The organism is uncultured Marinococcus sp. (genome assembly GCF_947493875.1).
In the GTDB taxonomy this organism is placed as follows: Bacteria; Bacillota; Bacilli; order Bacillales; family Marinococcaceae; genus Marinococcus.
The window spans coordinates 273,260-297,539 of sequence record NZ_CANLSU010000003.1; the positions used below are offsets into that span (position 1 = coordinate 273,260).

Here is a 24,280-nt window from a genome sequence, read left to right on the forward strand (position 1 = left end):
CGGCGTTTTTACATAAAAAGGAGCGCGGTATCGGTGCAGCGGCCAAGTTTTGATATGTATCAATGGAATAATGACACGGTCCGGAGCTTTTTCTCCCGGCATACGTTTTCAGAGGCGGCGGTCACGGACGGCCTGGAAAATCTCCAGGCCACGGCAGCTCTGGGCGAAGAGGAGCAGAAGGACCTTGAGCGGCTGAAGGCGAAAAACAGCGAGTCGGCGTACCATGTGCTCGTCTGCGGCCATTTTTCCGCCGGTAAAAGCACGCTGATCAACCGGATGTTGGACGGGGAATGGCTGCCGGCCCACCCGGTACCGACGAGTGCCAATATCGTTTCGTTTACGACCGGAAGCGCTTCCTCCTATCAGGTGACCACCGGCGGAGAGACCGCGGCTATACCGCCCGGGGAATGGACGAACGCCTGGATGATGGCCACAGAGACCGAACGGGTGGAGGTGAAGCATCCTGATCTGCCGCTGCCGCCGGGAGTGACGCTTTTTGATACGCCGGGCATCGATTCCACCGAAGCCGCTCATCAGCGGGCGGCGGAATCGGAATGGATGGTAGCCGATGAGCTGTTTTACGTCACCGACTACCAGCAGGTGGAGTCGGAGGAAAATTTCTTATTTATGCAGCAGCTGAACGAGCAGTATGTCCGCCCGTGTCTTATCGTCAATCAGGTGGATAAGCACGAGGAGGAGGAGCTGTCGTTTCAGGCGTACCAGGACCGGATCCGGCAGAGCCTGGACCGCCGGCAGATCGAATACGAAGCCATTTTCTTTGTGTCCGCCCTTTACCCGGAGCGGACCGCTGCTTCGTGGCAAGCCCTGCGGGAGAAAATGCTGCCCGCAGATTACCGGGAGCGTGAGGAGCGCATCCGGCAGACATGCGCCGCGAGAGCCTATTACATCATTGCTTCCCATGTGCGAAGTCGTCTTGCTGCTGCGGAGCCGGACGGGGACGTGCAGCGCGTCTGGGAGACGTTTTCCACGCCGGGGGCCCTTTACGAGGCGCTCAAGGCCGATGAGGAGGCCGCCGGCGAGTTCAGGCACTGGGAAACGAAGGCGGAAAAAGCAATGCGCCGGACCATCCACGACGGCTTTGCCCGTGCCAAGCTGATGCCCTATCATACCCGGGCCGCTGTGCACGCGTATCTGGAATCCCGCCTGGTCACGTTCCGGGTGAAAAGCTGGCTGGGCACCCGGAAAACAGCCCGGGTGCGAAAAGAGCGCGAGGCCCGGGTGCTCGAAGAGCTGAATGAAAACATAAAAAACGAGCTCGAAAATCATTTAAAGCGTGACATGAAGCAGACCGCCGAACAGTATGCGGGGAAAAGTCCGGAGGTGGAAGCCGCTATTGAGACCATGAAGGTGCGCGCAGACCCCGCAATGCTCGAGGAAGCGGAAAACAAGGGAGCGCGTCTTACGGAGGCCTATGCAAGAACCTACTGCCGCACGCTCGAGGAAAAAATGCAGACGGCGTACCGGCGCCAGCTTGCTGAATGGATGCCGCTGTTTTTAGAGAAGGCTCGTGCCCATAAACAAATGGAAGCCGAGCGGCAGGAAGCAAACGCGGCAGCCCATCGGCAGGCATGGGAGGCCTACGAAGCGTGGCGGGAGGAATTTTATCAGAAGAAGGAGCTGCTCGAAGCCCAGCAGCAGTGGTGGGTTCAGGAGGCGGTTCCGCTCGCGCAGCAGGAAGAGCGGGAGCCGGCCATGCAGGTCGTGGCCCCTTCGGCGGGCGCAGAAGGTTACTCGGTGCGGGAATGGTACCGGGATTATCTGGACCGTGCCGGACGGGAGCGGTCCTCTCTCGCAGATCCGGAGGCTGAGGCAGAGAGGTGGCAGAAGCTTGCCCGCCTCGTGCAGCCGTATGCGCCGCTTGAAGGCTTTGCCCAGAGGCTTGAGGCCCGGGCAAGACGGCTTCGGGAGCAGGCATTCCGTGTTTCCTTTTTCGGCGGCTTCAGCGCCGGGAAATCCACCGTGGCCAACGCCATGGCCGGGGAAGCCGTTCTGCCGGTGTCGGCGAACCCGACGACAGCAGCCATCACGCACATGAAAGCGCCGGACGGCCGGCACGCAGACCGGAGCGCAGTGATTTATTATAAACAGCAGACCGACGTCCTGCAGGACATGAATGACCTGCTTGCGCCGTTTGAGGTGCGTCTTTCGCATGTGTCGGAGTGGCACAGCCGGTACGCCGCCTATGAAGAAGAGGTGCAGGAGCGGGCGGAGAAGGCCGAAAAGCAGAAACGGACGGAGCTCGAGCAGCAGCATCTGGAGCCGCTCGTGTTTGACGCCATGCGGGAGGAAGAAAAAAGGATGCTTGATCAGTATGTGGCGTCCTATGAGAAGCAAAAAAGCCGTGCCGGCCGCCCGGAAACGGTGACTCTGGAGGCGTTTCAGCAGGCTGCAGGTGCTGAAGAAGCCGCCATGATGATCGAGCGGGCGGATGTTTACCTTTCGACCCGGTGGACCGAAAGAGGAATGGAAGTCGTCGATACGCCCGGCATCCATTCCGTGTATCAGCGGCACGCGGACATTTCGTTTCAGGAAATGAAGCGGGCGGACGCTATTTTGTTTTTATCCTATTATAACCATGCGTTTTCCCGCGGGGACAAAGCATTTTTGGAGCAGTTGGCTGCCGTGAACCAGACCTTTTCCTATGACAAGCTCCTTTTCCTGGTTAATGCAGCGGATCTGGCCGCGGGACGCCAGGAGCTCGAGGAGGTTCTCCACTACGTCCGGCAGGAGCTGGCCGCGATTGGTATCCATGATCCGCTCGTTCTGCCTGTTTCCGGAAAAGTATCGCTGCAGGACAAATCGGCCGGCGGCCTGGAAGGGTTCGAAGCCGTGTTTGAGCAGTTTCTTTCCTCTACGCTTGAGACGACTGTGATGAACGAGGGCAGCCGGGAGGCAGCGGAGGTCCTGACCTATGTGGAACGAGCGCGGGCGCAGGCGGAACGGACGGATGACGAACAGGAGCGGGAAAAGCAAAACGATATCGCACAGCTCGAGCAGTTCATCACTCATGACAAATGGACGGAATCATGGAAACGGATCGAAAAGCGGCTTACGGAGGAAACGGAGGAGTTGTTTTTTTACGTGCGCCAGCGCCTGTTTTATTACTACCGGGAAGAATTTATGTTTTGGTTTTCGCGGGCGTACTTTTACGAGCAGCCGTCGTTTCGCTCGCAGCTCCGCCGGAAGACGACGGAAGCGGTGCAGCAGGTGCTGCAGCGGTTCCTGCAGGAGACAAGAATCACCTCCGCCCGGATTGAACAGTGGATGCACCGTACCATGGACGACGAAGAGCAGGACTGGAGACAGCAGCTGCCGGACCATTTCGGTTATGTCTTTTCAGGGGAGAAAACGGCTTTTCCGGCAATCGAATTTTCCCCGCCGGAGGTGCCGGCGATCGCAGAGGCAGTGGAGGGCGAGTGGAAGACGCTCACCCACCATGATTTTTTCATGAACGGGCAGAACAAAGCGTATCGGGAAGTGCTGGAGCAGCAGCTGCGTCCGGTCGTCGAAGAAGAACTGCAGATTGCCAAAGCAGAGGTCTACGCCTGGGCAGAGGCGGCTGCAAGGGCCCGGTGGGAGCAGCGCACCGCTGACTGGGAAACGGCGGCCCGCCGGCAGACGGAGTGGCTCCGGCAGGAAAAAACAGGAGAGACCGGGCTGGAGTGGGCCGAGCTTGAAGCAGCGATCCGGAGGCTGGTTGGACAGGAAGAGTAAGTGTGTTATAATACAAGTACTCTGTAAGACAAAGGATGGGGACATGAACGGAACAAATATTTTTCTAGACGACGTCCGACAGTCTCCGGATAATCACGTATTAGTAAAAACAGCGGAAGAATGTATGCGATTGCTGCAAAACACGGCAGATATCAGTCATCTGTCGCTTGACCACGATTTGGGAACGAAGTATTTTAATGGATTTTCCGTCGTGCTGTATTTACTTGAAAAACAAATTATACCTTCAAAAATTACTATACACTCAGCTAATGCAGTTGGCGGTAAACGGATGTACCGGAGACTGATGGAGGCGCGCAGGTCCGGAGAACTTCCTGAACGAGTGAAGATTCTGCACCGGCCGCTTCCATTGAATGCCTAAAAGAAGCCTATCAGGGCTTCTTTTTTATATACCGGGAAAAGCTTTGCTATAATGAACAGAGGAAAAGGAGGCATACGCTATGCAGATACACGTAACAGACCGTGCGAAAGAAGCGATCCGACATCTCGGGGACAATCAGACGATAACGATTGCCTATGAATTCACGGGCGGCTGCCAGGGGCTGCAGGAATTCCAGCTGCACGCCTCCCCGGGGACAACGCCGGACGTCCGGGCTGCCGATGAAGACACCCTGCATCTGATTGAGCCGTCGCCGGTTCTCGATTATCATCCCACGCTCAAGTGGATGCTGAAAAACAAAAACCAGACGATCGCAAACAATATTCATTTGTATGAACACACCGAAGCGTAAGGAGGGCCAGGCAATGGAGCGTTTAGTGGACATGAACAACGTCAGCGTACGGACGAATGGACGAATCAGGCTTGAAGACGTCTCATTTACGGTCAATCAGGGCGAACATCGGGCGCTGCTCGGCCTGAACGGATCCGGAAAAACGACGCTGCTGCAGGCAATTTTAGGGCAGGTCTGGGCAACGAAAGGGGAAGTGCATACGTGGTTTGGCCGTCACGGCAGGGTGAATATGCAGGATCTCCGCCGGGAAATTGGTATCGTCAGCAATGCCCTGGATGACCAGTACCAGCACCGGGCGGGGGAAACCGCCTTTAATGTCGCGTTAAGCGGTTATTTTGCAAGTATCGGCATTTATGAGCAGGCACCGCAGGAAATCACCGCCCGGGCGGAAAACGCGCTGCACACGTTTGGGGTTTCCCAGTATAGGGACGTGCCGTATGCCGCGCTCTCGCAGGGAGAGAAGCGACGGGTGATGCTTGCGCGGGCGTGGACGACTGGAGCGAAACTGCTTTTGCTTGACGAGCCGTGCACCGGGCTAGATGTAAAGGGAAGAGAAGAGCTGATCGAAGGACTTGAATCGTCGCTTAAAGAGCCGGAGGCGCCGACGGTGCTGTATGTGACCCACCATCTCGAAGAACTGCCGGGAGCGGTCGAAGCTGCAACGATTATGAAAAACGGACGGGTGCAGGCGGATGGAAAGAAACAGGACGTTCTGACGGACGAGGAAATTTCGACCGCCTTTGATGTAAACGGAAGCATCCAGTGGCATGAGCAGCGGCCGTGGTTTATTACCGGGGGCGCGCCGATACGCTGACGCCGAACATAGTTGTTATAGCTGTTCGGTTAGCAATGAAAATTTCAATTACCGCAATTATTATAAATTTGAAATTATATAATTAAGAACATAAGCGAAAGATGCCAAAAATGAGCCCCTTCCTTCTAAAGGAAAGGGCTTGGGAACGCGGTTATGCCTCGAACGATGCGACGATTTTTCCGCGTGTATGACCGTCCTGCATGTCCTTTAATGCATCTGGAATGTCACTGAAGCTGACGGTCCGGCTGACGGAAGGCTTTACTTTTCCCTGGGAAGCCAGTTCTCCAAGCTCCCGGGCGATAAATCCGAGATCTTTAATCTGCGCTTCGTCATCGGAGCGGTACACAAATCCAAGTGCCACTTCATGAATGGAAGGGGCGAGCGTTTTCGCTACGTAGTGGGAAAGGTCCGGCCATTCCACCACAGCAATCAAATGCCCGTTAAAGGCGAGATAATCCAGCGCATCGGTCGCCGTCTGCTGTCCCACCAGATCAAGCACGGCATCCACGCCGCGGCCATCGGTCCATTTGTGTACTTCCTCCACCACATTATCCCTGCGGTAGTCCACCACGTGATCGGCGCCCAGGTCTTTGACATAGTCCGCATTGTCACCCGAGCAGGTGGAAATGACCGTAAGGCCGAGATGCTTGGCAAGCTGGACGGCAAAGCTGCCGACACCGCCGGATCCGGCCTGAATCATGATCGTCTCCCCGGGGCGAAGCAGTGCTTTCCGGTACAGCGACTGGTAGGCCGTGAATCCGGCCGTCGGCATCGACGCAGCCTCCACATGGGATAGTCCTTTCGGTACAGACGAAACCACATCTGCACGCGTGGTCGTAAATTCCGCAAATCCGCCATTTGTCGTCATACTTCCGTGATAATACACTTCATCGCCTACGGACCAATCGGTTACGTCCGCGCCGACGGCATCGACTACTCCGGAAACGTCCAAGCCCGACACGTGGGGGAAGGACCATTCTGGGAGAGGAGAGCCCATTAATTTATAATCGACCGGATTTAATCCAACGGCGTGTACTTTGACCCGGAGCTCATGAGCTTCCGGCTCCGGCATGTCGATATCTGTTTCCTTTAAATCGCCGGGACCTCCGGCTTTATTTATCACAAGTGCTTTCATTCTATCAGCCTCCTGTTTATCTATACCTTCCGTGCCCGGGCCAAAAACATCCAAAAATAAAAACTCCCGTCTGGATGGCTTTAACACCCGCTGCCCGGGGCCGATATATGAAGTAAAGAGATCAGGAGGGAAAAACGGCATGTCCTTAGCAGACGAAAAACATATTTTATTGGAATCCGGGACAAACGAGCTCGAAATCGTTCTGTTTTCCATCGGAACCAGTCAGTTTGGCATCAATGTGCTGAAGGTGCGCGAAATCATTCATCAGGTGGAGGTCACTCCTGTCCCCAATCACCACGAGCATGTGAAGGGAATCGTCCGGCTTCGCAATGAAGTGATACCGGTGATCGATTTAAAAAAAGTGCTTCATCACGACGGGGCGGACGACGTCCGGCACGACAAATACATTATCGCAGAGCTGAATCAGATGAAGGTGGCGTTTCATGTAGAAGAAGTATCCCGTATCCACCGCATCAGCTGGGAGGATATTGAAAAGCCCAATGCGCTCTCCCAGGGACTCGAAGCACGCTCCATCGGTATTGTAAAAATGGAGCACGCCATGGTCTTTCTGCTTGATTACGAAAAAATCATCAGTGATATTTCCCCGGACACCCTGTCTGGCCAGCACCTGCCGGCGTACAGGCAGGACCGGGAAAATACGACTGTGTTAATTGTAGAGGATTCGCCGGTACTCAAGCACTTGATTGCCGATACCCTCACAGAAGCCGGGTACAGCCAGCACCGCTCCTTTGAAAACGGCGGGGAAGCGTACGAATACTTAGAAGCGTTACTTGCCGACAACGAAGAAGCAAGCCTCCCGGACCTTGTCATTACAGACATTGAAATGCCGCAGATGGACGGTCATCATCTGACGAAAAAGATCAAGGACCATGAAAACCTCCAAAGCCTTCCGGTCATTATTTTTTCGTCGCTGATCACGGCGGATCTGTTCCATAAAGGAAAAGAAGTTGGAGCCGACGCCCAGGTGAGCAAGCCCGAAATTAATACCCTCGTAAAAACCATCGACAGCTGCATCCGGGCTGCCGCCGGCCGCTGAGCCGCTAATAGGGCCTCTCTGCCACAGGGCAGAGAGGCTTTTTATAAAAAATTCAAAAAAATAATGAAATAACCGTTGACTGTATTATAACAACGGTATATAATTTGAATTACATTATAACAACACTAACGAAAAGGAGCGATTTAGGATGCGTCATTTCACAAGATCGAAAGAAGACCGTTATACCCCGGAAGAGGAAAATCAGACGATTCTCGACATGATTAATGACTATCACACCAACACTAAATAACGCTCACGTCCCGAAAAGGCTTCCCGCATACCGTTGCGGGAGGCCTTTTCTGTGTTATAACAACAAAAACAGCCGGGATAGAAAAACAAACATACATTCGCTATAATGGAAGTATGCTGAGGTGAGCAACCATGAAAAAACAATCCTTACAGGAGTTAATGCAATGGATGAAAACTGACCCGTCCATTGCCCCTAATATAGAATTCTGGCATACCGTCGACGAACGACCGGCGAAAACCGCGGCATTCCCGGAACAGCTGCATGAACGGCTGCGTGCCGGCCTTGCCGCCCGCGGCATCGATTCGCTGTACACTCATCAGCATTCGGCGTTTGAACAGGCGTACGGGCGGAAAGCCAATGTCGTCACCATCACGCCGACCGCCTCCGGGAAAACCCTGTGCTACAATCTTCCGGTGCTGCAGACGATCATGGACGAGCCGGAGGCACGCGCCCTGTACCTGTTTCCAACGAAAGCCCTCGCCCAGGACCAGAAGAGCGAGATCAATGAGTTTATCGAGGAAATCGGCGCCTCCATCAACAGCTACACGTATGACGGGGACACGCCGCCAACCATCCGGCAGTCGATCCGGCGTGCCGGCCATATTGTCATGACCAACCCGGACATGCTGCACTCGGCCATTCTGCCGCACCATACCAAATGGGTGTCGCTGTTTGAGCACCTGCGCTATATCGTCATTGACGAAATTCATACGTACCGCGGGGTCTTCGGGAGCCACGTGGCGAATGTGCTCCGCCGGCTGCTGCGGATTGCCCGCTACTACGGGGCCGAGCCGACGTTTATCACGACCTCCGCGACCATCGCCAATCCGCGTGAACTCGCCGAAACCCTTACCGAACAGCCCTTTGAACTCGTGGACAACAACGGGGCGCCGCAGGGGAAAAAACACTTTGTGTTTTACAACCCGCCGGTGATTAACGAAGCGATGAATATCCGCAAGGGCGTCCTCTCTGAGGTCAACCGGCTCGCCAACACGTTTCTCGAGCAGCACGTCCAGACGATTGTGTTTACGAAAAGCCGGGTGATGGTGGAGGTGATTTTAAGCCACCTGCAGCATTTGAACAGCAGGCAGACCGGCCAGCAGAGCCTCGTGACCGGCTACCGCGGCGGCTACCTGCCAAACCAGCGGCGGGCTATTGAGGAGGGACTCCGCTCCGGCGATATCATGGGCGTGATTTCCACCAACGCGCTCGAGCTTGGCGTCGACATCGGGCAGCTGCAGGTGTGCATCATGTCCGGCTATCCGGGCTCGATTGCAAGTGCCTGGCAGCAGGCCGGACGCGCGGGACGGCGCCAGTCGGAGTCGCTGATCGTCATGATCGCAGGCTCCAATCCGATCGACCAGTATATGATCCAGCATTCCGACTACTTTCTGGAGAAAAACCCTGAAACCGCGCGCATTCATCCCGATAACCTGATCATTCTCGTGGACCATGTGAAATGCGCTGCCTTTGAACTGCCGTTCCGGGACGACGACACGTTCGGCGGAGTCGACGTGAGCGACGTGCTTGAGTACCTGTCGGAGGAAAACGTCGTGCACCACCGGGGCTCCAAATGGTACTGGATGAGCGATTCGTTTCCGGCGCACGGCATCAGCCTGCGCTCGGCCTCGCAGGAGAACGTCGTCATCATCGACCAGACGGTGCCGTCCGCGTCCAAGGTGATCGGGCAGATGGACCGCTTCAGCGCGATGACCCTGCTGCATGACGAAGCCATCTACATTCACCAGGGCGTGCAGTACCAGGTGGTTTATCTGGACTGGGACGAGAAAAAAGCGTACGTGGAAGAGGTGCGGGTCGACTACTATACCGATGCCAACATGGCCGTTGAGCTGAAGGTGCTTGAAGAGGACCACACGGCCGACTATCCGTCGTATCACGCCGGCTTCGGTGATGTGATGGTGCACGCCAAGGTGACGATTTTTAAAAAAATCAAGCTGACGACGTTTGAAAACATCGGCTCGGGGACCGTGCACCTGCCGGAGGAGGAGCTGCATACAAATGCCTGCTGGCTCCATTTTCCCGGGGAGACCGTCCGGGAATTCGGGCGCGATACCCTCGAGCAGGCGATGATGGGACTTGCGAATGTCCTGCGGCACACCGCACCCGTGCGGGTCATGTGCGACCCGTCCGACATTCACGTGGTGCCGCAGATGAAGGCGACCCATTCGGAGCAGCCGACCATCTTTCTGTACGACCGCTATCCGGGCGGCGTCGGGCTCTCGTCCACCATTTTCAAGGATCTGCCCGACGTGCTCCGCGACTGCGCGTCGCTGATTGACGCCTGTCCGTGCCACGACGGATGCCCGTCCTGCATCGGATCGGATATTATGCTGAGCGGCAACACGAAAGCGACCGTGCTCGCATTCATTCACCGGCTTCAGGCCGAACAGGAGGTGAGCTCAACCGGTGAGCATGAAAAATAAACTCAAGCGAATGAAAACGCATCTGCAGGAAGAGACCCCGGCCGCTCCCGCTCCGCCCGAAGAAAACAGGGAGGAGGCAGGCATTCGGCACCTGGAGGAATGGGAAGCCTTCGGCGCAGTGCCGAAGCACTACGACGGGGAAACGATTTTAAAACGGACCGTTACGTATCCGCTGGACTACATCCACGGGAGCGCCTCCTTTGGCGAGCTGTTTACGGTGTTTGACCGCTGGCAGCAGGAGCCCGCGTTTCATCCGCTGCATCCGGAGGGCCGGCGCCCGGAGGACCTGCTGTTTTTTGATACGGAAACGACCGGGCTGAAGGGGGGGACCGGCACCACCATCTTTCTGCTTGGCGGCGCCCGGGTGTACACCGACCGCGTCGAGGTGTCGCAGTACTTTCTCCCCGGGCCGGAGCATGAAGTGGCGCTGTATCATTATTTTCTGACCGAATGCTATTCGGCGGAAAACCTGGTCACCTATAACGGAAAATCGTTTGACTGGCCGCAGGTGCAGACCCGGCATACGCTCGTGCGCAACCAGGTGCCGAAGCTTCCGGCCTTTGGCCACTTTGATCTTTTGCACGCGAGCCGCCGCCTGTTTGCCGAGCGGCTGGAATCGTGCCGGCTGAGTGTGGTGGAGCGGGATATTCTTGGATTCGTCCGTCACGACGACACGCCGGGATACCTCGCGCCGATGCTGTACTTTGACTACGTGAACGAGGGCCTTCCCGAGTTTGTAACCGGGATCCTCGAGCATAACGAGCAGGATATTTTGTCGCTGATCACGCTTTACATTGATATTTCCAAACGAATTCTTGCCGACGGGACGGGCGAGAAGCAGTCGCTTGCCGTCGCCAAATGGTTTGACCAGCAGAAGGAGTGGGCCAAAAGCGCCCAGCACTATACGGCCATGGTCGAAAACGGGGACGAGGACGGCGAAACAATGCACCGCTACGGTCTCAATTTAAAAAAACAGCACCGGTACGACGAAGCCATTCCCTGGTTTGAGAAGGTCTGGGAGCGCAACGAGGATTCGCGGTATACGCTCGAGGCCGGCGTGGAGCTTGCCAAATGGGAGGAGCACCGGGCGAAAAACCCCGAACGGGCGCTTCTGTACGCCGCAGGGGTCCAGAGCAAGGCGGAACGGGCCGGACTCACGCTTCCGGCCGGGCAGCAGGCCGACCTGCATAAACGGCTCGGGCGGCTGATGAATAAACGGGGGCGGACGTCTTGAGGCGCCTGGCCGCAACCGGCTACAAGCCGGCAGAGCTCGGCATCTTCAAAGACGACGCCCCCGAGATTGCCTACATCCGGAAAACGCTCGAAAAGCGGCTGCGGGCCCTGATTGAAGAGGGCAGCGAATGGCTGATTATTTCCGGACAGCCCGGGGTCGAATGGTGGGCCGCCGAAGCCTGGAACGGCCTGCGGGAGGAGTACGACCATATTCAGCTCGCCGTGCTCGAGCCGTTTCTTGAGCAGGACTCCATCTGGCCGGAGCATGTCCGCACCGCCTATGCACAGCTGAAGCAGAGCGCCGACTACGTGGATGCGATTTCCAAGCGCCCGTATGTGAATCCGTCGCAGCTGAAGGCCAAAAACGACTTTATTATTTCCCATACAGACGCCCTTTTGATTCTGTATGACGAGGAGCAGGAGGGCGTGCCGAAGTATATGCTTGCCTCTGCCGAGCGCCGCCAGCAGAGCGGCCATTATCCGGTCTTTACGATTGTGCCGGAGGACCTCGAGGAAACCGTGCGCGAGGAAGCCGAACGGGAATGGGACGGATAGGGGCAGGAAGGAAATTGACTTTTCTTATGTATTCTGAAAGAATATAAGCAGATAAATGCGTGGTCGTCCGCCCGGCAGGCGCCGTCGGCCGCGAATGTATCATACAAATAAAGCAGAGGTGGTCCTTGCTGATGGAACAGACACAGTTATCTGCCAAAGACATTTTAGACAAAGATTTCAAAAACAGTGTCAAAGGCTACAACAAAGACGAAGTCGACCAATTTTTAGACGTTATTATTCAGGACTATGAACGGTTCGAACAAAAGGTGCGCGAGCTCGAAGACCAGCTGAACCGTTCGCCGGAACAGCGGACAGCCGCATCGCCGGAGGGCGATTCCCGCTACCAGCGTACCGTGACGTCATCAATTTCCACCCGGTCCGAAAGCGGCGCCGGCAGTACGGACACCGCTTCGAACACCACCGCAGCCGAACCGGCCGCCGGGACAACCAATTACGATATTTTAAAACGGCTCTCGAACCTTGAAAAAGAAGTATTCGGCAAAAAACTATACGATTAAAGGCGGGGACGCGTGAATATGCGGACGATTCATATTGACGGAGCAAGCGCCGGCCAGCCCGGGCCTTCCGGCATCGGCATATTCGTCAAGCACGATGACGGCAGCGTGGAGGAATTTTCCCGCCCGCTCGGGTGCCTGACCAACAACGAAGCGGAATTTGAAGCGTGCGTGCATGCGTACGAGCTCTGCCGCGAGCGTGGCTGGCATTCGGCCTCGATCCGGACCGATTCGCAGCTTGTGAATGCATCGGTGGAAAAGCGGTTTGTCAAGCGAAAGCTGTATCAGCCGTATTTAGCCAGAATCCTGTGCGCTGAGGAGGAGCTGCCCCTTTGTTTTCTCAAATGGGTCCCCTCCCGCGATAACCGGGCGGCGGACCGGCTGGCCAGACAGGCCGTGCTCGCTTCGGGCAGGGAAAATCCGTGCTGACCCGCAGTTTCTTTGCTTGCTTCTTCCGCCCGGAACCGATATAATAGCACCTGGCCATAAAGAGCCGGGATTCGTTCAGGTGATCGCTGTATGTACCCATACAGAGGAAAGTCCATGCTCGCACAGCCTGAGACGGCTGTAGTGTTCGTGTCTGACGAAACCATAAGTCAGAGCAGCTTCGTTTTGGAGCTGACGGCGGGGAAACAGCCTGTGTCCATCCGGATATGGCTGGAGTCCCCTGAACAGTGCCACAGTGACGTAGTCCGGCTGGAAACGGCCGGAGTGGAACGCGGTAAACCCCTCGAGCGAGAAACCCAAAATTAGGTAGGGGCGCCTTTCGGAAGGAACACAACGGAACGGAAGGGCAGAATTTTTTCTGCAGATAGATGATTACCACCCGAGTGCAAGGTGAACAGCCGTTGGCAGCACAAGGGAACAGAACATGGCTTACACGAACGGTCCCGGCTTCTTGAAGCAAAACCCCTGGAGTAATTCAGGGGTTTTTTTAGTAGATATGAACGGACATTGACGTCCAAGGAGGAACCTATGACCCAACCAACATACACCTTAATCGCCACGGCGACGATGGGCCTCGAGGCTCTGGTCGCCAAAGAAATCAAAGCACTCGGCTACCGCCACCTGCGCACCGAAAACGGCCGCGTGGAATTCGAAGCGCCCGCCGAGGGCATTGCCCGGGCCAACCTGTGGCTGCGGACCGCCGGCCGGGTAAAAATCAAAATCGGCACGTTTACCGCAGAAACGTTTGATGAGCTGTTCGAACAGACAAAGGCCCTCCCGTGGGAGAAGTTTCTGCCCGAAAATGCCGAATTCCCCGTCAGCGGCCGCTCGGTCAAATCCACCCTGTTCAGCGTGTCGGACTGCCAGGCGATCGTCAAAAAAGCGATCGTGGAACGGCTGAAGCAGTCCTACCAGAGCGAATGGTTTCCGGAAAACGGGCCGCTCTATAAGCTCGACGTGGCGCTGCATAAGGATGAAGCCGTCCTGTCCCTCGACACCTCCGGCCCCGGCCTGAACCAGCGCGGCTACCGGGAAACGCATGCCCGGGCACCGCTCAAGGAAACGCTGGCGGCGTCCCTGATTATGCTTGCCAACTGGCACCCGGACCGCCCGCTCGTGGATTTATTCTGCGGCTCGGGCACGATTCCCATTGAAGCCGCTATGATTGGCCAGAACATGGCCCCCGGCGTGAACCGCTCGTTTGTGAGCGAAACGTGGCCGTGGGCCGAAGCGATGCAGTGGGAAACAGCCCGCCAGGAAGCCGAAGACCTTCTCCGCGACGATCAGCCGCTCATGATTACCGGCACCGACCTGGATCCAAAGGCCATTGAAGTGGCAGAGGAAAATGCCAAGGAAGCCGGCATGTACGGCCTGATCACGTTCAAGCAGATGGCCGCCCGCGACTTTAAGCCAAAGGGCGAGTACGGCGCGGTGATCAGCAACCCGCCGTACGGGGAACGAATCGGGGATCTTGCCGAGGTGGAGGAAGTGTATCGGGCCCTCGGCCGCATTGCCCGGGACACACCAACCTGGTCCTACTACGTGCTGACGTCGCATGAACGGTTTGAATCGCTGTTCGGCCGGGAGGCGACCAAACGGCGCAAGCTTTACAACGGCAACATCAAAACGGATTATTACCAGTACTGGGGGCCGCGGCCGCCCCGTTCGTCCTAATTGTTCGGATGATCGGTATCCCCGAGCCGGGGATTGTCAAAATGCAGGTAGTCAATGGCCGGGTGATAGCTGATCGTCATGCCGTCAAGGTACCACTGGTCCTGCGGCTCCACAAAAAAACGCACGCCTCCCGCTTCGGTCTGGTAGCTGGGGCCGGACGGCTCCCCGGGCTCCACCCCGATGGAAAAACCGCCGGAACCCACGCCCCCGATGCGGACAAACAGGCGCACGGACGCCCCGTCGCCGAGGTCCATCTCCTGCTTGTAGTGGCGGCCTGCTTCTTCAGTAATCGTCATTTGCATACGTATCTTTCGCTCCCTTCCACTCTTTGTTATATCATGAAGGAGAGAGTCACACCAAACAGAGTTCATACCAAGGAGGAATCGCCATGCCGGATTATGCACAGATTGAACGGGATTTTTTGACCGAGCAGCGCAGCCTGAATGCCTATGACCAGGCTCTCAGCCTGCTCGGATGGGACGCCCGGACTGGAGCGCCCAAAAAAGGGGTCGAGGAGCGCTCGGAAGTGGTGGGGGCACTTGCCACCGAGCTGTTTGCCCGGAAAACCTCCGGACGCCTGAAGGAAATGAGCCAGTATCTGCTCGAGCCGGAAGCGGCGTCGCAGATCTCTGCAGTCGCACGCAGAGCCGCGGAGGAAACCCTCACCGAGGTGGAACGGATGGAGCGCCTGCCCCAGGACGAGTATCAGGCGTTTACGACGCTTACTTCCAAAACCGAATCGTACTGGGAGGAGGCGAAAGCGTCCGGGGACTTCGAAGGGTTCCGCCCGTACCTCGAAGAAATCGTGGCCTACCAGCGCCGGTTCACCGAGTACCTCGGATACAACGGGCATCCGTATGACGCGCTGCTGCATGACTTTGAGCCCGGCATGACCGTCTCCACCCTCGATGCCACCTTTTCCCGGCTCCGTGACGGCCTCCTGCCGCTTGTGGAACAGGTGAAGGGAGCCCCGGTACGGCCGGACACGTCATTTTTGCACGCCCATGTTCCGAAGGACCGGCAGCGTGCCTTCAGCGAGCACGTGCTCCGGCAGATGACGTATGATTTTGAGGCCGGACGGCTCGATGAAACCGTGCACCCGTTTGCGGTCGGCCTGAACCGAAACGACGTGCGGGTCACCACCAAATACGACGAATCCGACTTCCGCACCGCGGTGTTCGGCACCATCCATGAAGGCGGCCATGCGCTGTACGAGCAGAACCTCGGCGCGGACCTGGCCGGGACGATTCTCGCAGACGGGGCCTCCATGGGTATCCACGAATCGCAGTCGCTGTTCTGGGAAAATTTCGTGGCGCGGACCCGTTCGTTCTGGGAAAACAACTTTGGCAGGCTCCAGGAGCTGAGCGGCCGCTTCCAGCACGTGGCCCTTGACGATTTTTACTTTGCTGTCAACAGCGTCGAACCGTCCCTCATCCGGATTGAGGCCGATGAAATGACCTATTCGCTGCACATTATTCTCCGCTACGAGCTGGAAAAAGCCCTGATCGAAGGCAGCCTGCAGGTGAAGGATCTTCCGGAGGCGTGGAACGAAAAAATGAAGCAGTATCTCGGCGTCGTGCCGTCCAATCATGCGGAAGGCGTGCTGCAGGACGTGCATTGGGCGGGCGGTGCTTTTGGCTACTTTCCGTCCTACGCGCTCGGCTATATCTACGCGGCCCAGCTCCAGCAGGCAATGATGCGCGATCTCCCGGCGTTCGATGATCTGATCGCAAGCGGCGATCTTGCGCCGGTCCGGCACTGGCTGACCAATCACGTGCACCAGCACGGCCGGATGAAACGGCCGGCCGACATCATGGTAGACGCCACCGGGGAAGGGACCAACCCGGAGCCGCTGCTTGCCCACCTGTCCCATAAATACCAGAGCCTGTACCGCTGGTCCTGATCCTGCTGCCCTGTGCAGCAGGGGTTCCGCCCCGGGACGTTTGAAGGATGCGCTTTTGTGAAATAAAGTAGAGACTCTAATAATTTAGATGTCCCTTGCACCAGAACCATAAGAGGGGGATTGGCATGATTACATTCACTGACATTGCAAAGACGTTTCCCGGTGCCGACGACCCGGCCGTTCAAAACTTTAACGCCACGGTCGAGCAGGGAGAATTTTTCGTCTTGATCGGCCCGAGCGGGTGCGGCAAGACGACCACGCTGAAAATGATCAACCGGCTGATTGAGCCAAGCACCGGCACCATCCGGATCCAGGACAAGGACATCCGGGAGTGGGACCGCCATGAGCTGCGGTGGAACGTCGGGTACGTGCTGCAGCAGATTGCGCTGTTTCCGACTATGACGATTGCCGAAAACATTGCGGTCGTTCCGGAAATGCGGCGTTGGAAGAAAAACGAGATCAAAGAACGCGTCGATGAACTGCTGCAGATGGTCGGCCTCGATCCGGATACATACCGCAACCGGAAGCCGTCGGAGCTGTCCGGCGGCCAGCAGCAGCGGATCGGGGTGATACGGGCCCTTGCCGCGGATCCGGACATCATCCTGATGGATGAGCCGTTCAGTGCGCTCGATCCGCTGAGCCGCGAACAGCTGCAGGAGGACATCCGTGCCCTGCAGCAGAACATCCAGAAAACGATTGTCTTCGTCACCCACGACATGGACGAGGCGCTCGCCCTCGGCGACCGGATCTGTCTCATGAAGGACGGCGATATCGTGCAGATCGGCACGCCGCGCGAGCTTAAAAATGAGCCGGCCAACGATTTTGTGCGCGACTTTATCGGGGACCGCCGGGATGAATGGGACACTCCGGTCCGGTCGGTTATGAGCGGACGCGACAGCCAGTACATCGCAAGCGTCCACGACATGCCCGAAATGCCGCTCTACCCGGCGCCGCTGTATATTTTCGACCAGAACGACACGTTTCTCGGCCGCCGGGACGGCGACTCGATTGCGTCCCAGAAAACCGTCATTTCCCCGGATCACGTGCTGTATGACGCCCTCAAGACCTTTAATGATACCGATGCCGAAGCGCTGCCGGTGCTCGAAGAAGGACGGCTCGTCGGCGCGCTCAGCTACAAGGACGTGATGCAGTTTCTGCAGAAAGCAAAGCTCGCACCCGCGGGAGGTGACACCGAATCATGAATTTACTCAAAAACACCTATCAGCTGTTTACCGACGAGCAGGGTCAGTTCTGGACCCTCGTGTGGGAGCACGTCAATATGAGTCTGATTTCGCTTCTGTGCGCGTCCTTTATTGCGGTGCCGGTCGGCGTGCTTCTGACCCGGCGCCGGTCAATTGCCGAACCGATCATCGGGATTGCCGCAGTGCTGCAGACGATTCCGAGTCTGGCCCTGCTCGGGTTCATGATTCTCATACTCAACCAGATCGGCACGGTGCCGGCCGTGGTCGCCCTGACCGCCTATGCGCTGCTTCCGATCCTGCGCAACACCTACACCGGCATTGCCGGTGTGGATCCGGCCCTCGTGGAAGCGGCCACCGGCATGGGAATGAATTCCTTCCGGCGCCTGCGCAAAATTGAGCTGCCGATGGCCATGCCGGTCATCATGGCCGGCATCCGGACCTCCATGGTTCTGATTGTCGGAACCGCCACCCTGGCGGCGCTGATCAGCGCCGGGGGCCTCGGCGATTTCATCATGACGGGCATCGACCGGGCGGACAACGCCTACATTCTGCTTGGCGCCGTTCCGGCCGCTCTACTGGCTCTGTTTTTTGACCTGGTGCTGCGGATCACCGAACGCACGTCCCAGGGCAAAGCGCTGGCCCCGGTCGCGGTTGTCCTCGGGGTGGCCCTGTTAGTGGTCATCACCCCGGCGCTTGCCTCCACCCAGGAGGAAGAGCTCGTCATCGGCGGGAAGGAAGGGGCCGAACCTGAAATTCTCGCCAATATGTACTCGCTGCTGATCGAGGAAAACACTGATCTTGATACGAGCGTGGAGGCCGGCCTGGGGAGCACCAGCATCGCCTTTAACGCCCTCGAGTCGGACGATATTGACATCTATCCGGAGTTTACCGGGACGGTTACCGCCAACCTGTATGACCAGGGCGTGCCGGCCGGAAGCACCCGTGAAGAGGTGTACGAGGAAGCGCGCAGCCTGCTTGCCGAGGACGACCTGGCCTATCTCGAGCCGATGGAGTACAACAATACGTATGCGCTGGCGCTCCGCGAGGAGGAAGCCGACAGCCTCGGCATTGAAACCATTTCGGACCTCGAACCGCACACCGATGAGCTCGTGCCCGGATTCACCTTTGAATTTGCCGACCGGCAGACCGACGGCTATCCCGCAATTGTCGACACGTACGGCTTTGAGTTTGACGAGGTGGAAACCCTGGACGCCGGCCTTCGTTCAAACGCGCTGCAGGAGGGTCAGATCGATTTGATTGACGCCTACTCTACTGATGCGTATATCATAGAGTACGGGCTTACCGTACTTGAAGACGACGAAAATGTGTTTCCGCCGTACCAGGGCGCTCCGCTATTAAAGCAGGAAACCCTCGATGACAATCCCGGCCTCGAAGAAGCGTTAAACCGCCTGGGCGGTCAGATTACCAACGAAGAAATGCAGGAAATGAACTACGAGGTGGACTACGAAAATGCCGACCACCGGGAGGTCGCCCGCAACTACCTCGAAGAACATGACCTGCTCGGCAGCAACTGACGGGCTGCCCGTTATTATCTCAAGGAGGGATACCCAATGAAAAACCCTGAACGACAAGAAATACGGGCCATACTCGACCGCAGCAAGCGTATCGCGGTCGTCGGCCTGTCGGATAACCCGTACCGGACGTCATACCAGATCAGCAAAGTGATGCTTGAAGCGGGTTATGACATCATTCCGGTCAACCCGACGGTGGAGCAAGTCTTTGACATTCCGGCCGTGGATTCGCTGAAGGATATCGAAGGGCACATTGATATCGTAAACGTCTTCCGCCGCAGCGAATTTCTCAAAGGCGTGGCCGAGGAAGCGGTCCAGGTGGACGCGGACGTGTTCTGGGCCCAACTCGGCCTGGTGAGCGAAGACGCGTACGAGATTGCAGCCAACGCAGGCATGACAGTGATCATGGACCGCTGCATTAAAGTGGAGCATGCGATCGCATAAGCACCGATTATACCGAACAGCATCCAGCCTTGGCGGGTTTCCCTGCCAAGGTTTTCCTGTCTGCAGAGGGGATTGTTCCAAAATAAAAACATATGTTCCCGTTCATTGACAAACTGTGTTAGTATGAAATATAACTAGAACGGAGAACGAAGAAGGGAGAGACAGGAGTGGCAGCAGATAAATCCTATCAATACAATGATGAATCCATTCAGGTACTGGAGGGGCTCGAGGCGGTACGGAAACGGCCGGGCATGTATATCGGCAGTACAGACAGCCGCGGGCTTCACCACCTGGTTTTTGAAATTCTTGATAATTCAGTCGATGAAGCGATCGCCGGCTACGGCAGCGTGATCGAAGTGACGCTCCACAAGGACGGAAGCGTGTCTGTGTCCGACCATGGGCGGGGCATGCCGACCGGCACCCACAGCTCCGGCAAGCCGACACCGGAAGTAATTCTGACCGTGCTTCATGCCGGCGGGAAATTCGGCCAGGGCGGCTACGCCACAAGCGGCGGCCTGCATGGCGTCGGTGCCTCGGTGGTCAATGCGCTGTCAGAATGGCTTGAAGTCACCATTTACCGGGACAACCAGATTTTTGAGCAGCGCTTTGAAAACGGCGGCCGTCCGGTAACGACGCTTGAACAGAAGGGAAATACCAAAAAAACCGGGACAACGATCCGCTTTAAGCCGGACGCGTCCATGTTCAATGCGGTGCACTACCAGTTTGACGTGCTTGCCGAACGCCTGCGCGAAGCAGCCTTTCTGTTAAAGGGCACAAGCATCCGCCTGCACGACAAACGCGACAAGGAACCGGTGAGCGAAGAGTTTCAGTTTGATACAGGTATTCAGGCCTTTGTCGAGTATTTAAACGAAGACAAGGAGACCCTGCATCCGGTCGTTTCCTTTGAAGGGAAGGCCCAGGACATCGAGGTGGACTTTTCGTTTCAGTTTACCGACGGCTACACCGAGAACATGCTGTCGTTTGTGAACAACGTCCGCACCCGCGACGGAGGGACCCATGAATCCGGTGCCCGCTCGGCGTTCACCCGTGTGCTCAACGAACACGCCCGCAAGCTGCAGCTGTTAAAGGACAAGGACAAAAACCTTGACGGCAGCGACATCCGCGAAGGGCTGACCGCCGTGGTCTCCATCCGGATCCCGGAGCATCTGCTGCAGTTTGAAGGGCAGACGAAAAGCAAGCTCGGGACCCCGGAGGCCCGTTCCGCGGTGGATCAGTACATCACGGACCGCCTGACGTACTTTCTCGAGGAAAACTCGACAATCAGCACGATGCTGATCAAAAAAGCCATCAAAGCCGCCCAGGTGCGCGAAGCGGCACGAAAAGCCCGTGAAGAAGCCCGGAACGGCAAAAAGAACCGGAAAAAAGACGCGCTCCTGAGCGGAAAACTTACCCCGGCCCAGTCCAAAAACCCGGACCGCAATGAGCTGTACCTCGTCGAGGGGGATTCGGCCGGCGGCTCGGCCAAGCAGGGGCGAGACCGCAAATTCCAGGCCGTGCTCCCGCTGCGCGGCAAGGTCATTAATACGGAAAAAGCGAAGCTCGATGACATTATGAAAAACGAAGAAATCCGCACCATCATCTATGCCCTCGGAGCCGGGGTCGGCACCGATTTCACCCTCGAGGACCGGAATTACGACAAGGTCGTCATCATGACAGACGCCGATACCGACGGTGCGCACATTCAGGTGCTTCTACTGACGTTTTTCTACCGCTACATGCGGGAGCTCGTGGAATCAGGAAAAGTTTATATTGCCCTGCCGCCGCTCTATAAGATCAGCAAGGGCAGCGGCCCCAAGCAAAAATCCGAATACGCCTGGGAGGAGAACGGCCTGCAGGAAGCCATCCAGCGCATTGGCAAGGGCTACGCCATCCAGCGCTACAAAGGACTCGGCGAAATGGATGCCTCCCAGCTGTGGGAAACGACGATGAATCCGGAGAGCCGGACCCTCATCCGGGTGACTGTGGAAGACGGCGCCCGCGCGGACCGGCGGGTATCCACGCTGATGGGAAATAAAGTGGAGCCCCGGCGCAAGTGGATTGAATCGAACGTGGCGTTTGGCATGGAAGAGGATTTGAATATTTTGGATAACACTGACCTGCAGATTATTAAGGAGGAACCGTAAGTGGCTGACGCAGAACAATACTTGGATCTGCGCCTCGAAGATGTTCTCGGCGAACGCTTCGGGCGCTACAGCAAATACATTATTCAGGAGCGTGCCCTCCCGGACGCACGGGACGGGTTAAAGCCTGTCCAGCGCCGGATTCTGTTTGCAATGCTTCAGGACGGAAACACCGCGGAAAAACCGTTCCGCAAAGCAGCAAAAACGGTCGGGAACGTGATCGGGAACTACCACCCGCACGGCGATTCCTCCGTGTATGAAGCGATGGTGCGGATGAGCCAGGAGTGGAAGGTCCGCGCCCCGCTTGTAGAGATGCACGGCAACAACGGCTCGGTCGACGGCGATCCGCCGGCGGCAATGCGGTATACAGAGGCACGGCTTGCCAACGTTTCATCGGAGCTGTTGAAAGACATTGAAAAACAGACAGTGGAGCATGTAACGAACTTTGACGATACCCAGGAAGAGCCGACCGTGCTGCCGGCTAAATTTCCGAATCTGCTGGTAAACGGATCCACCGGCATTTCCTCCGGCTATGCGACCGACATTCCGCCGCATCAGCCGGGAGAAATTATTGATGCTGCCGTCGCCCAGCTCGAGAATCCATCGGTGTCGACCGAGGAATTGATGCAGTACGTGCAGGGCCCAGATTTCCCAACCGGCGGCGTTATTCAGGGCAAGGACGGCATCCGCCAGGCGTATGAGACCGGACGGGGAAAAGTTGTCGTCCGGGCCAAAACGAGCATTGAGCAGGTGCGGGGCGGCCGGGAACAGATTCTGATCACCGAACTGCCGTATGAAGTCAACAAATCCACGCTCGTGAAGAAAATGGACGAGCTCCGGTTTGACCGCAAAGTGGACGGCGTCGCTGAGGTTCGCGATGACACGGACCGGACCGGCCTCCGGGTCGTCATTGAACTCAAAAAAGACGCCGATGCCCAGAGCGTGCTGAACTTTTATTACAAAATGACCGACCTGCAGGTGTCGTACAATTTCAATATGGTCGCCATCAGCAACCGCACCCCGCAGCTGATGAATTTAAAACAGCTGCTTGATGCCTATATCAGCCACCGCCGGAGCGTTGTCACCAACCGTTCCCAGTTTGACCTCAACAAAGCAGAACAGCGCCAGCACATCGTCGAAGGCCTGATCAAGGCTATCAGCATACTTGACCAGGTGATTGATACGATCCGCCAGTCGGAAAACAAGAAAAATGCGAAGGAAAATCTGGTGGAGCAGTTTGCCTTTACCGATGCGCAGGCCGAGGCCATTGTGAACCTGCAGCTGTACCGGTTAACCAATACCGACGTCACGCAGCTCGAAAAAGAAGCCGGTCAGCTCGAGAAAGAAATCAAGCGGCTTCGCGGCATCCTGTCGAGCGAAAAGAAGCTGCAGCAGGTGGTGAAAAAAGAACTCGAGGAAGTCAAGAAGCAGTATGACGACACCCGCCGTACCGTGATTGAAGCAGAAATAGAAGAGCTTAAAATCGACCGCGAAGTGATGATTCCGTCCGAGGACGTGATTGTTACCGCTACGGCAGAAGGATATATTAAACGCACGAGCCAGCGGTCCTATGCGGCTTCCAACACTGAACCGCCTGGAATGAAGGAAGAAGATTCCCTGTTGTTTTTCCGCGACATGAACACAACAGACATGCTGCTTTTGTTTACGAAAAAAGGACAGTTTATCTATCTGCCGGTACATATGCTCTCCGACATCCGCTGGAAGGATAACGGCCAGCATATCGGCAACGTTTCCCCGCTTGATCCGGGAGATGCGCTGGTGGCAGTAGTGCCGGTCCAGGAGTTTACCGAAGAGGATTATTTTGTGTTCATAACCCGTCAGGGCATGATCAAAAAAACGGCGATGACCGCTTATCAGGCTTCGCGCTATGGACGATCGATGATCGGAGTGAATGTAAAGGACGGGGACGAAGTGCTTTCCGTATACCAGACGAACGGGGAGCAGGAGCTGTTTCTCACCACTCATCAAAACTACGGGCTCCGCTTCCATGAACAGGAGGTTTCCCCAGTCGGTGTCCGGGCGGCCGGCGTCAAAGCCATTGATTTAAAAGACGACGATGTGGTCACCGGGGCGCATGTGACGTCAGCCTATGAAACCGAGGATGCAGTCATGGTCACCCAGCGCGGGGGCGTCAAACGCATGAGCCTCGATGATATACCGATAACAAACCGGGCCAAGCGGGGGGTCGTTCTCTGGAAGGAAGTCAAATCCAAACCGCACCGGATCATCGCGAGCTATATCCTGGACGGCGATCCGTTTGTGCTGCAGGCCCGGACGAAAAACATGACGGTTACGATTGACCCGGCGAAATACCGGAGAGTCGACCGTTACAGCAACGGTTCCTATGTTATTGATACGAAACAGCACGGAGTAATTGAAGCAGTATGGAAGGATATTCCGTACCAGTAAACAACTATCCGCTTGCTAAC

At 56.7% G+C, this 24,280-nt stretch carries 20 protein-coding genes and 1 other RNA gene; 18 read left to right on the forward strand and 3 right to left on the reverse strand.

Translation table 11 applies throughout. The features are described 5' to 3' along the window. Positions 1-33 precede the first annotated feature (33 nt). The 4 genes from Q0757_RS07155 (at position 34) to Q0757_RS07170 (ending at position 5,298) form a co-directional block, all read left to right on the forward strand. The gene (locus tag Q0757_RS07155; RefSeq protein WP_298785738.1) at positions 34-3,735 is read left to right on the forward strand and encodes a dynamin family protein; all 3,702 of its coding nucleotides are present in this window, start codon (positions 34-36) and stop codon (positions 3,733-3,735) included. Positions 3,736-3,778: 43 nt separating this feature from the next. Next, complete coding sequence (locus Q0757_RS07160) at positions 3,779-4,114, forward strand: cyclic-phosphate processing receiver domain-containing protein (RefSeq protein ID WP_298785740.1); 336 nt, start codon at positions 3,779-3,781, stop codon at positions 4,112-4,114. A gap of 79 nt (positions 4,115-4,193) precedes the next feature. Then, on the forward strand, positions 4,194-4,484 hold the full coding sequence (locus Q0757_RS07165) for a hypothetical protein (RefSeq protein WP_298785741.1): 291 nt from the start codon (positions 4,194-4,196) through the stop codon (positions 4,482-4,484). A 13-nt stretch (positions 4,485-4,497) separates the two neighbouring features. Next, positions 4,498-5,298 (forward strand): ABC transporter ATP-binding protein, encoded by an 801-nt coding sequence (locus Q0757_RS07170; RefSeq protein ID WP_298785742.1) that lies wholly within the window; start codon positions 4,498-4,500, stop codon positions 5,296-5,298. 151 nt (positions 5,299-5,449) lie between these two features. On the opposite strand, the gene Q0757_RS07175 is transcribed toward Q0757_RS07170, so the two are convergent. Then, entirely contained in the window at positions 5,450-6,433 is a 984-nt protein-coding gene (locus Q0757_RS07175; RefSeq protein WP_298785744.1) for a zinc-binding dehydrogenase, read from the reverse strand. 139 nt (positions 6,434-6,572) lie between these two features. On the opposite strand from Q0757_RS07175, the gene Q0757_RS07180 reads away from it, so the two are divergent. The 8 genes from Q0757_RS07180 to Q0757_RS07215 all read left to right on the forward strand — a co-directional run bounded on the left by Q0757_RS07180 (position 6,573) and on the right by Q0757_RS07215 (position 14,608). After that, positions 6,573-7,490 (forward strand): chemotaxis protein, encoded by a 918-nt coding sequence (locus Q0757_RS07180; protein ID WP_298785746.1) that lies wholly within the window; start codon positions 6,573-6,575, stop codon positions 7,488-7,490. A 381-nt stretch (positions 7,491-7,871) separates the two neighbouring features. Continuing rightward, the gene (locus Q0757_RS07185; RefSeq protein ID WP_298785748.1) at positions 7,872-10,184 is read left to right on the forward strand and encodes a DEAD/DEAH box helicase; all 2,313 of its coding nucleotides are present in this window, start codon (positions 7,872-7,874) and stop codon (positions 10,182-10,184) included. Continuing rightward, positions 10,174-11,418, forward strand: coding sequence for a ribonuclease H-like domain-containing protein (locus tag Q0757_RS07190; RefSeq protein WP_298785750.1), 1,245 nt, complete (start codon positions 10,174-10,176; stop codon positions 11,416-11,418). Before Q0757_RS07185 ends, Q0757_RS07190 begins: the two co-directional genes overlap by 11 nt. Then, positions 11,415-11,972 carry a DUF1273 domain-containing protein gene (locus Q0757_RS07195; RefSeq protein ID WP_298785752.1) on the forward strand — a complete coding sequence of 186 codons (558 nt, stop codon included), beginning with the start codon at positions 11,415-11,417 and terminating at the stop codon, positions 11,970-11,972. Before Q0757_RS07190 ends, Q0757_RS07195 begins: the two co-directional genes overlap by 4 nt. 131 nt (positions 11,973-12,103) lie before the next feature. Next, a complete protein-coding gene (gene gpsB, locus Q0757_RS07200; protein ID WP_319631734.1) occupies positions 12,104-12,490 on the forward strand; it encodes a cell division regulator GpsB in 387 nt (128 codons plus the stop codon). 18 nt (positions 12,491-12,508) lie between these two features. Then, entirely contained in the window at positions 12,509-12,916 is a 408-nt protein-coding gene (locus Q0757_RS07205; RefSeq protein ID WP_298785754.1) for a ribonuclease HI family protein, read from the forward strand. A 71-nt stretch (positions 12,917-12,987) separates the two neighbouring features. After that, positions 12,988-13,371, forward strand: an RNA gene (rnpB, locus tag Q0757_RS07210) — RNase P RNA component class B. Positions 13,372-13,462: 91 nt separating this feature from the next. After that, positions 13,463-14,608 (forward strand): class I SAM-dependent RNA methyltransferase, encoded by a 1,146-nt coding sequence (locus tag Q0757_RS07215; protein ID WP_298785756.1) that lies wholly within the window; start codon positions 13,463-13,465, stop codon positions 14,606-14,608. Here Q0757_RS07215 and Q0757_RS07220 read toward each other — a convergent pair. Continuing rightward, positions 14,605-14,910 carry a HesB/YadR/YfhF family protein gene (locus tag Q0757_RS07220; protein WP_298785758.1) on the reverse strand — a complete coding sequence of 102 codons (306 nt, stop codon included), beginning with the start codon at positions 14,908-14,910 and terminating at the stop codon, positions 14,605-14,607. The genes Q0757_RS07215 and Q0757_RS07220 overlap by 4 nt on opposite strands. A gap of 86 nt (positions 14,911-14,996) precedes the next feature. On the opposite strand from Q0757_RS07220, the gene Q0757_RS07225 reads away from it, so the two are divergent. Together Q0757_RS07225 and Q0757_RS07230 are read left to right on the forward strand one after the other, a co-directional pair. Further along, positions 14,997-16,511, forward strand: a complete 1,515-nt coding sequence (locus Q0757_RS07225; RefSeq protein ID WP_298785760.1) for a carboxypeptidase M32 — start codon at positions 14,997-14,999, stop codon at positions 16,509-16,511. 125 nt (positions 16,512-16,636) lie between these two features. Further along, positions 16,637-17,713, forward strand: a complete 1,077-nt coding sequence (locus tag Q0757_RS07230) for an ABC transporter ATP-binding protein (protein ID WP_298785762.1) — start codon at positions 16,637-16,639, stop codon at positions 17,711-17,713. Between the two features lie 43 nt (positions 17,714-17,756). Here Q0757_RS07230 and Q0757_RS16995 read toward each other — a convergent pair whose 3' ends face one another. Then, positions 17,757-17,963: a hypothetical protein gene (locus Q0757_RS16995; protein WP_366139524.1), complete on the reverse strand. Its 207-nt coding sequence runs from the start codon at positions 17,961-17,963 to the stop codon at positions 17,757-17,759. Here Q0757_RS16995 and Q0757_RS07235 point away from each other — a divergent pair. The 4 genes from Q0757_RS07235 (at position 17,887) to parC (ending at position 24,260) form a co-directional block, all read left to right on the forward strand. Further along, positions 17,887-19,248, forward strand: coding sequence for an ABC transporter permease/substrate-binding protein (locus tag Q0757_RS07235; protein WP_366139522.1), 1,362 nt, complete (start codon positions 17,887-17,889; stop codon positions 19,246-19,248). The two genes, Q0757_RS16995 and Q0757_RS07235, sit on opposite strands and share 77 nt — an antisense overlap. A gap of 36 nt (positions 19,249-19,284) precedes the next feature. Further along, positions 19,285-19,689, forward strand: coding sequence for a CoA-binding protein (locus Q0757_RS07240; RefSeq protein WP_298785765.1), 405 nt, complete (start codon positions 19,285-19,287; stop codon positions 19,687-19,689). Positions 19,690-19,856: 167 nt separating this feature from the next. Then, positions 19,857-21,833 carry a DNA topoisomerase IV subunit B gene (gene parE, locus Q0757_RS07245; protein ID WP_298785767.1) on the forward strand — a complete coding sequence of 659 codons (1,977 nt, stop codon included), beginning with the start codon at positions 19,857-19,859 and terminating at the stop codon, positions 21,831-21,833. Further along, a complete protein-coding gene (parC, locus tag Q0757_RS07250) occupies positions 21,834-24,260 on the forward strand; it encodes a DNA topoisomerase IV subunit A (protein WP_298785769.1) in 2,427 nt (808 codons plus the stop codon). The last annotated feature ends 20 nt before the right edge of the window (positions 24,261-24,280 follow it).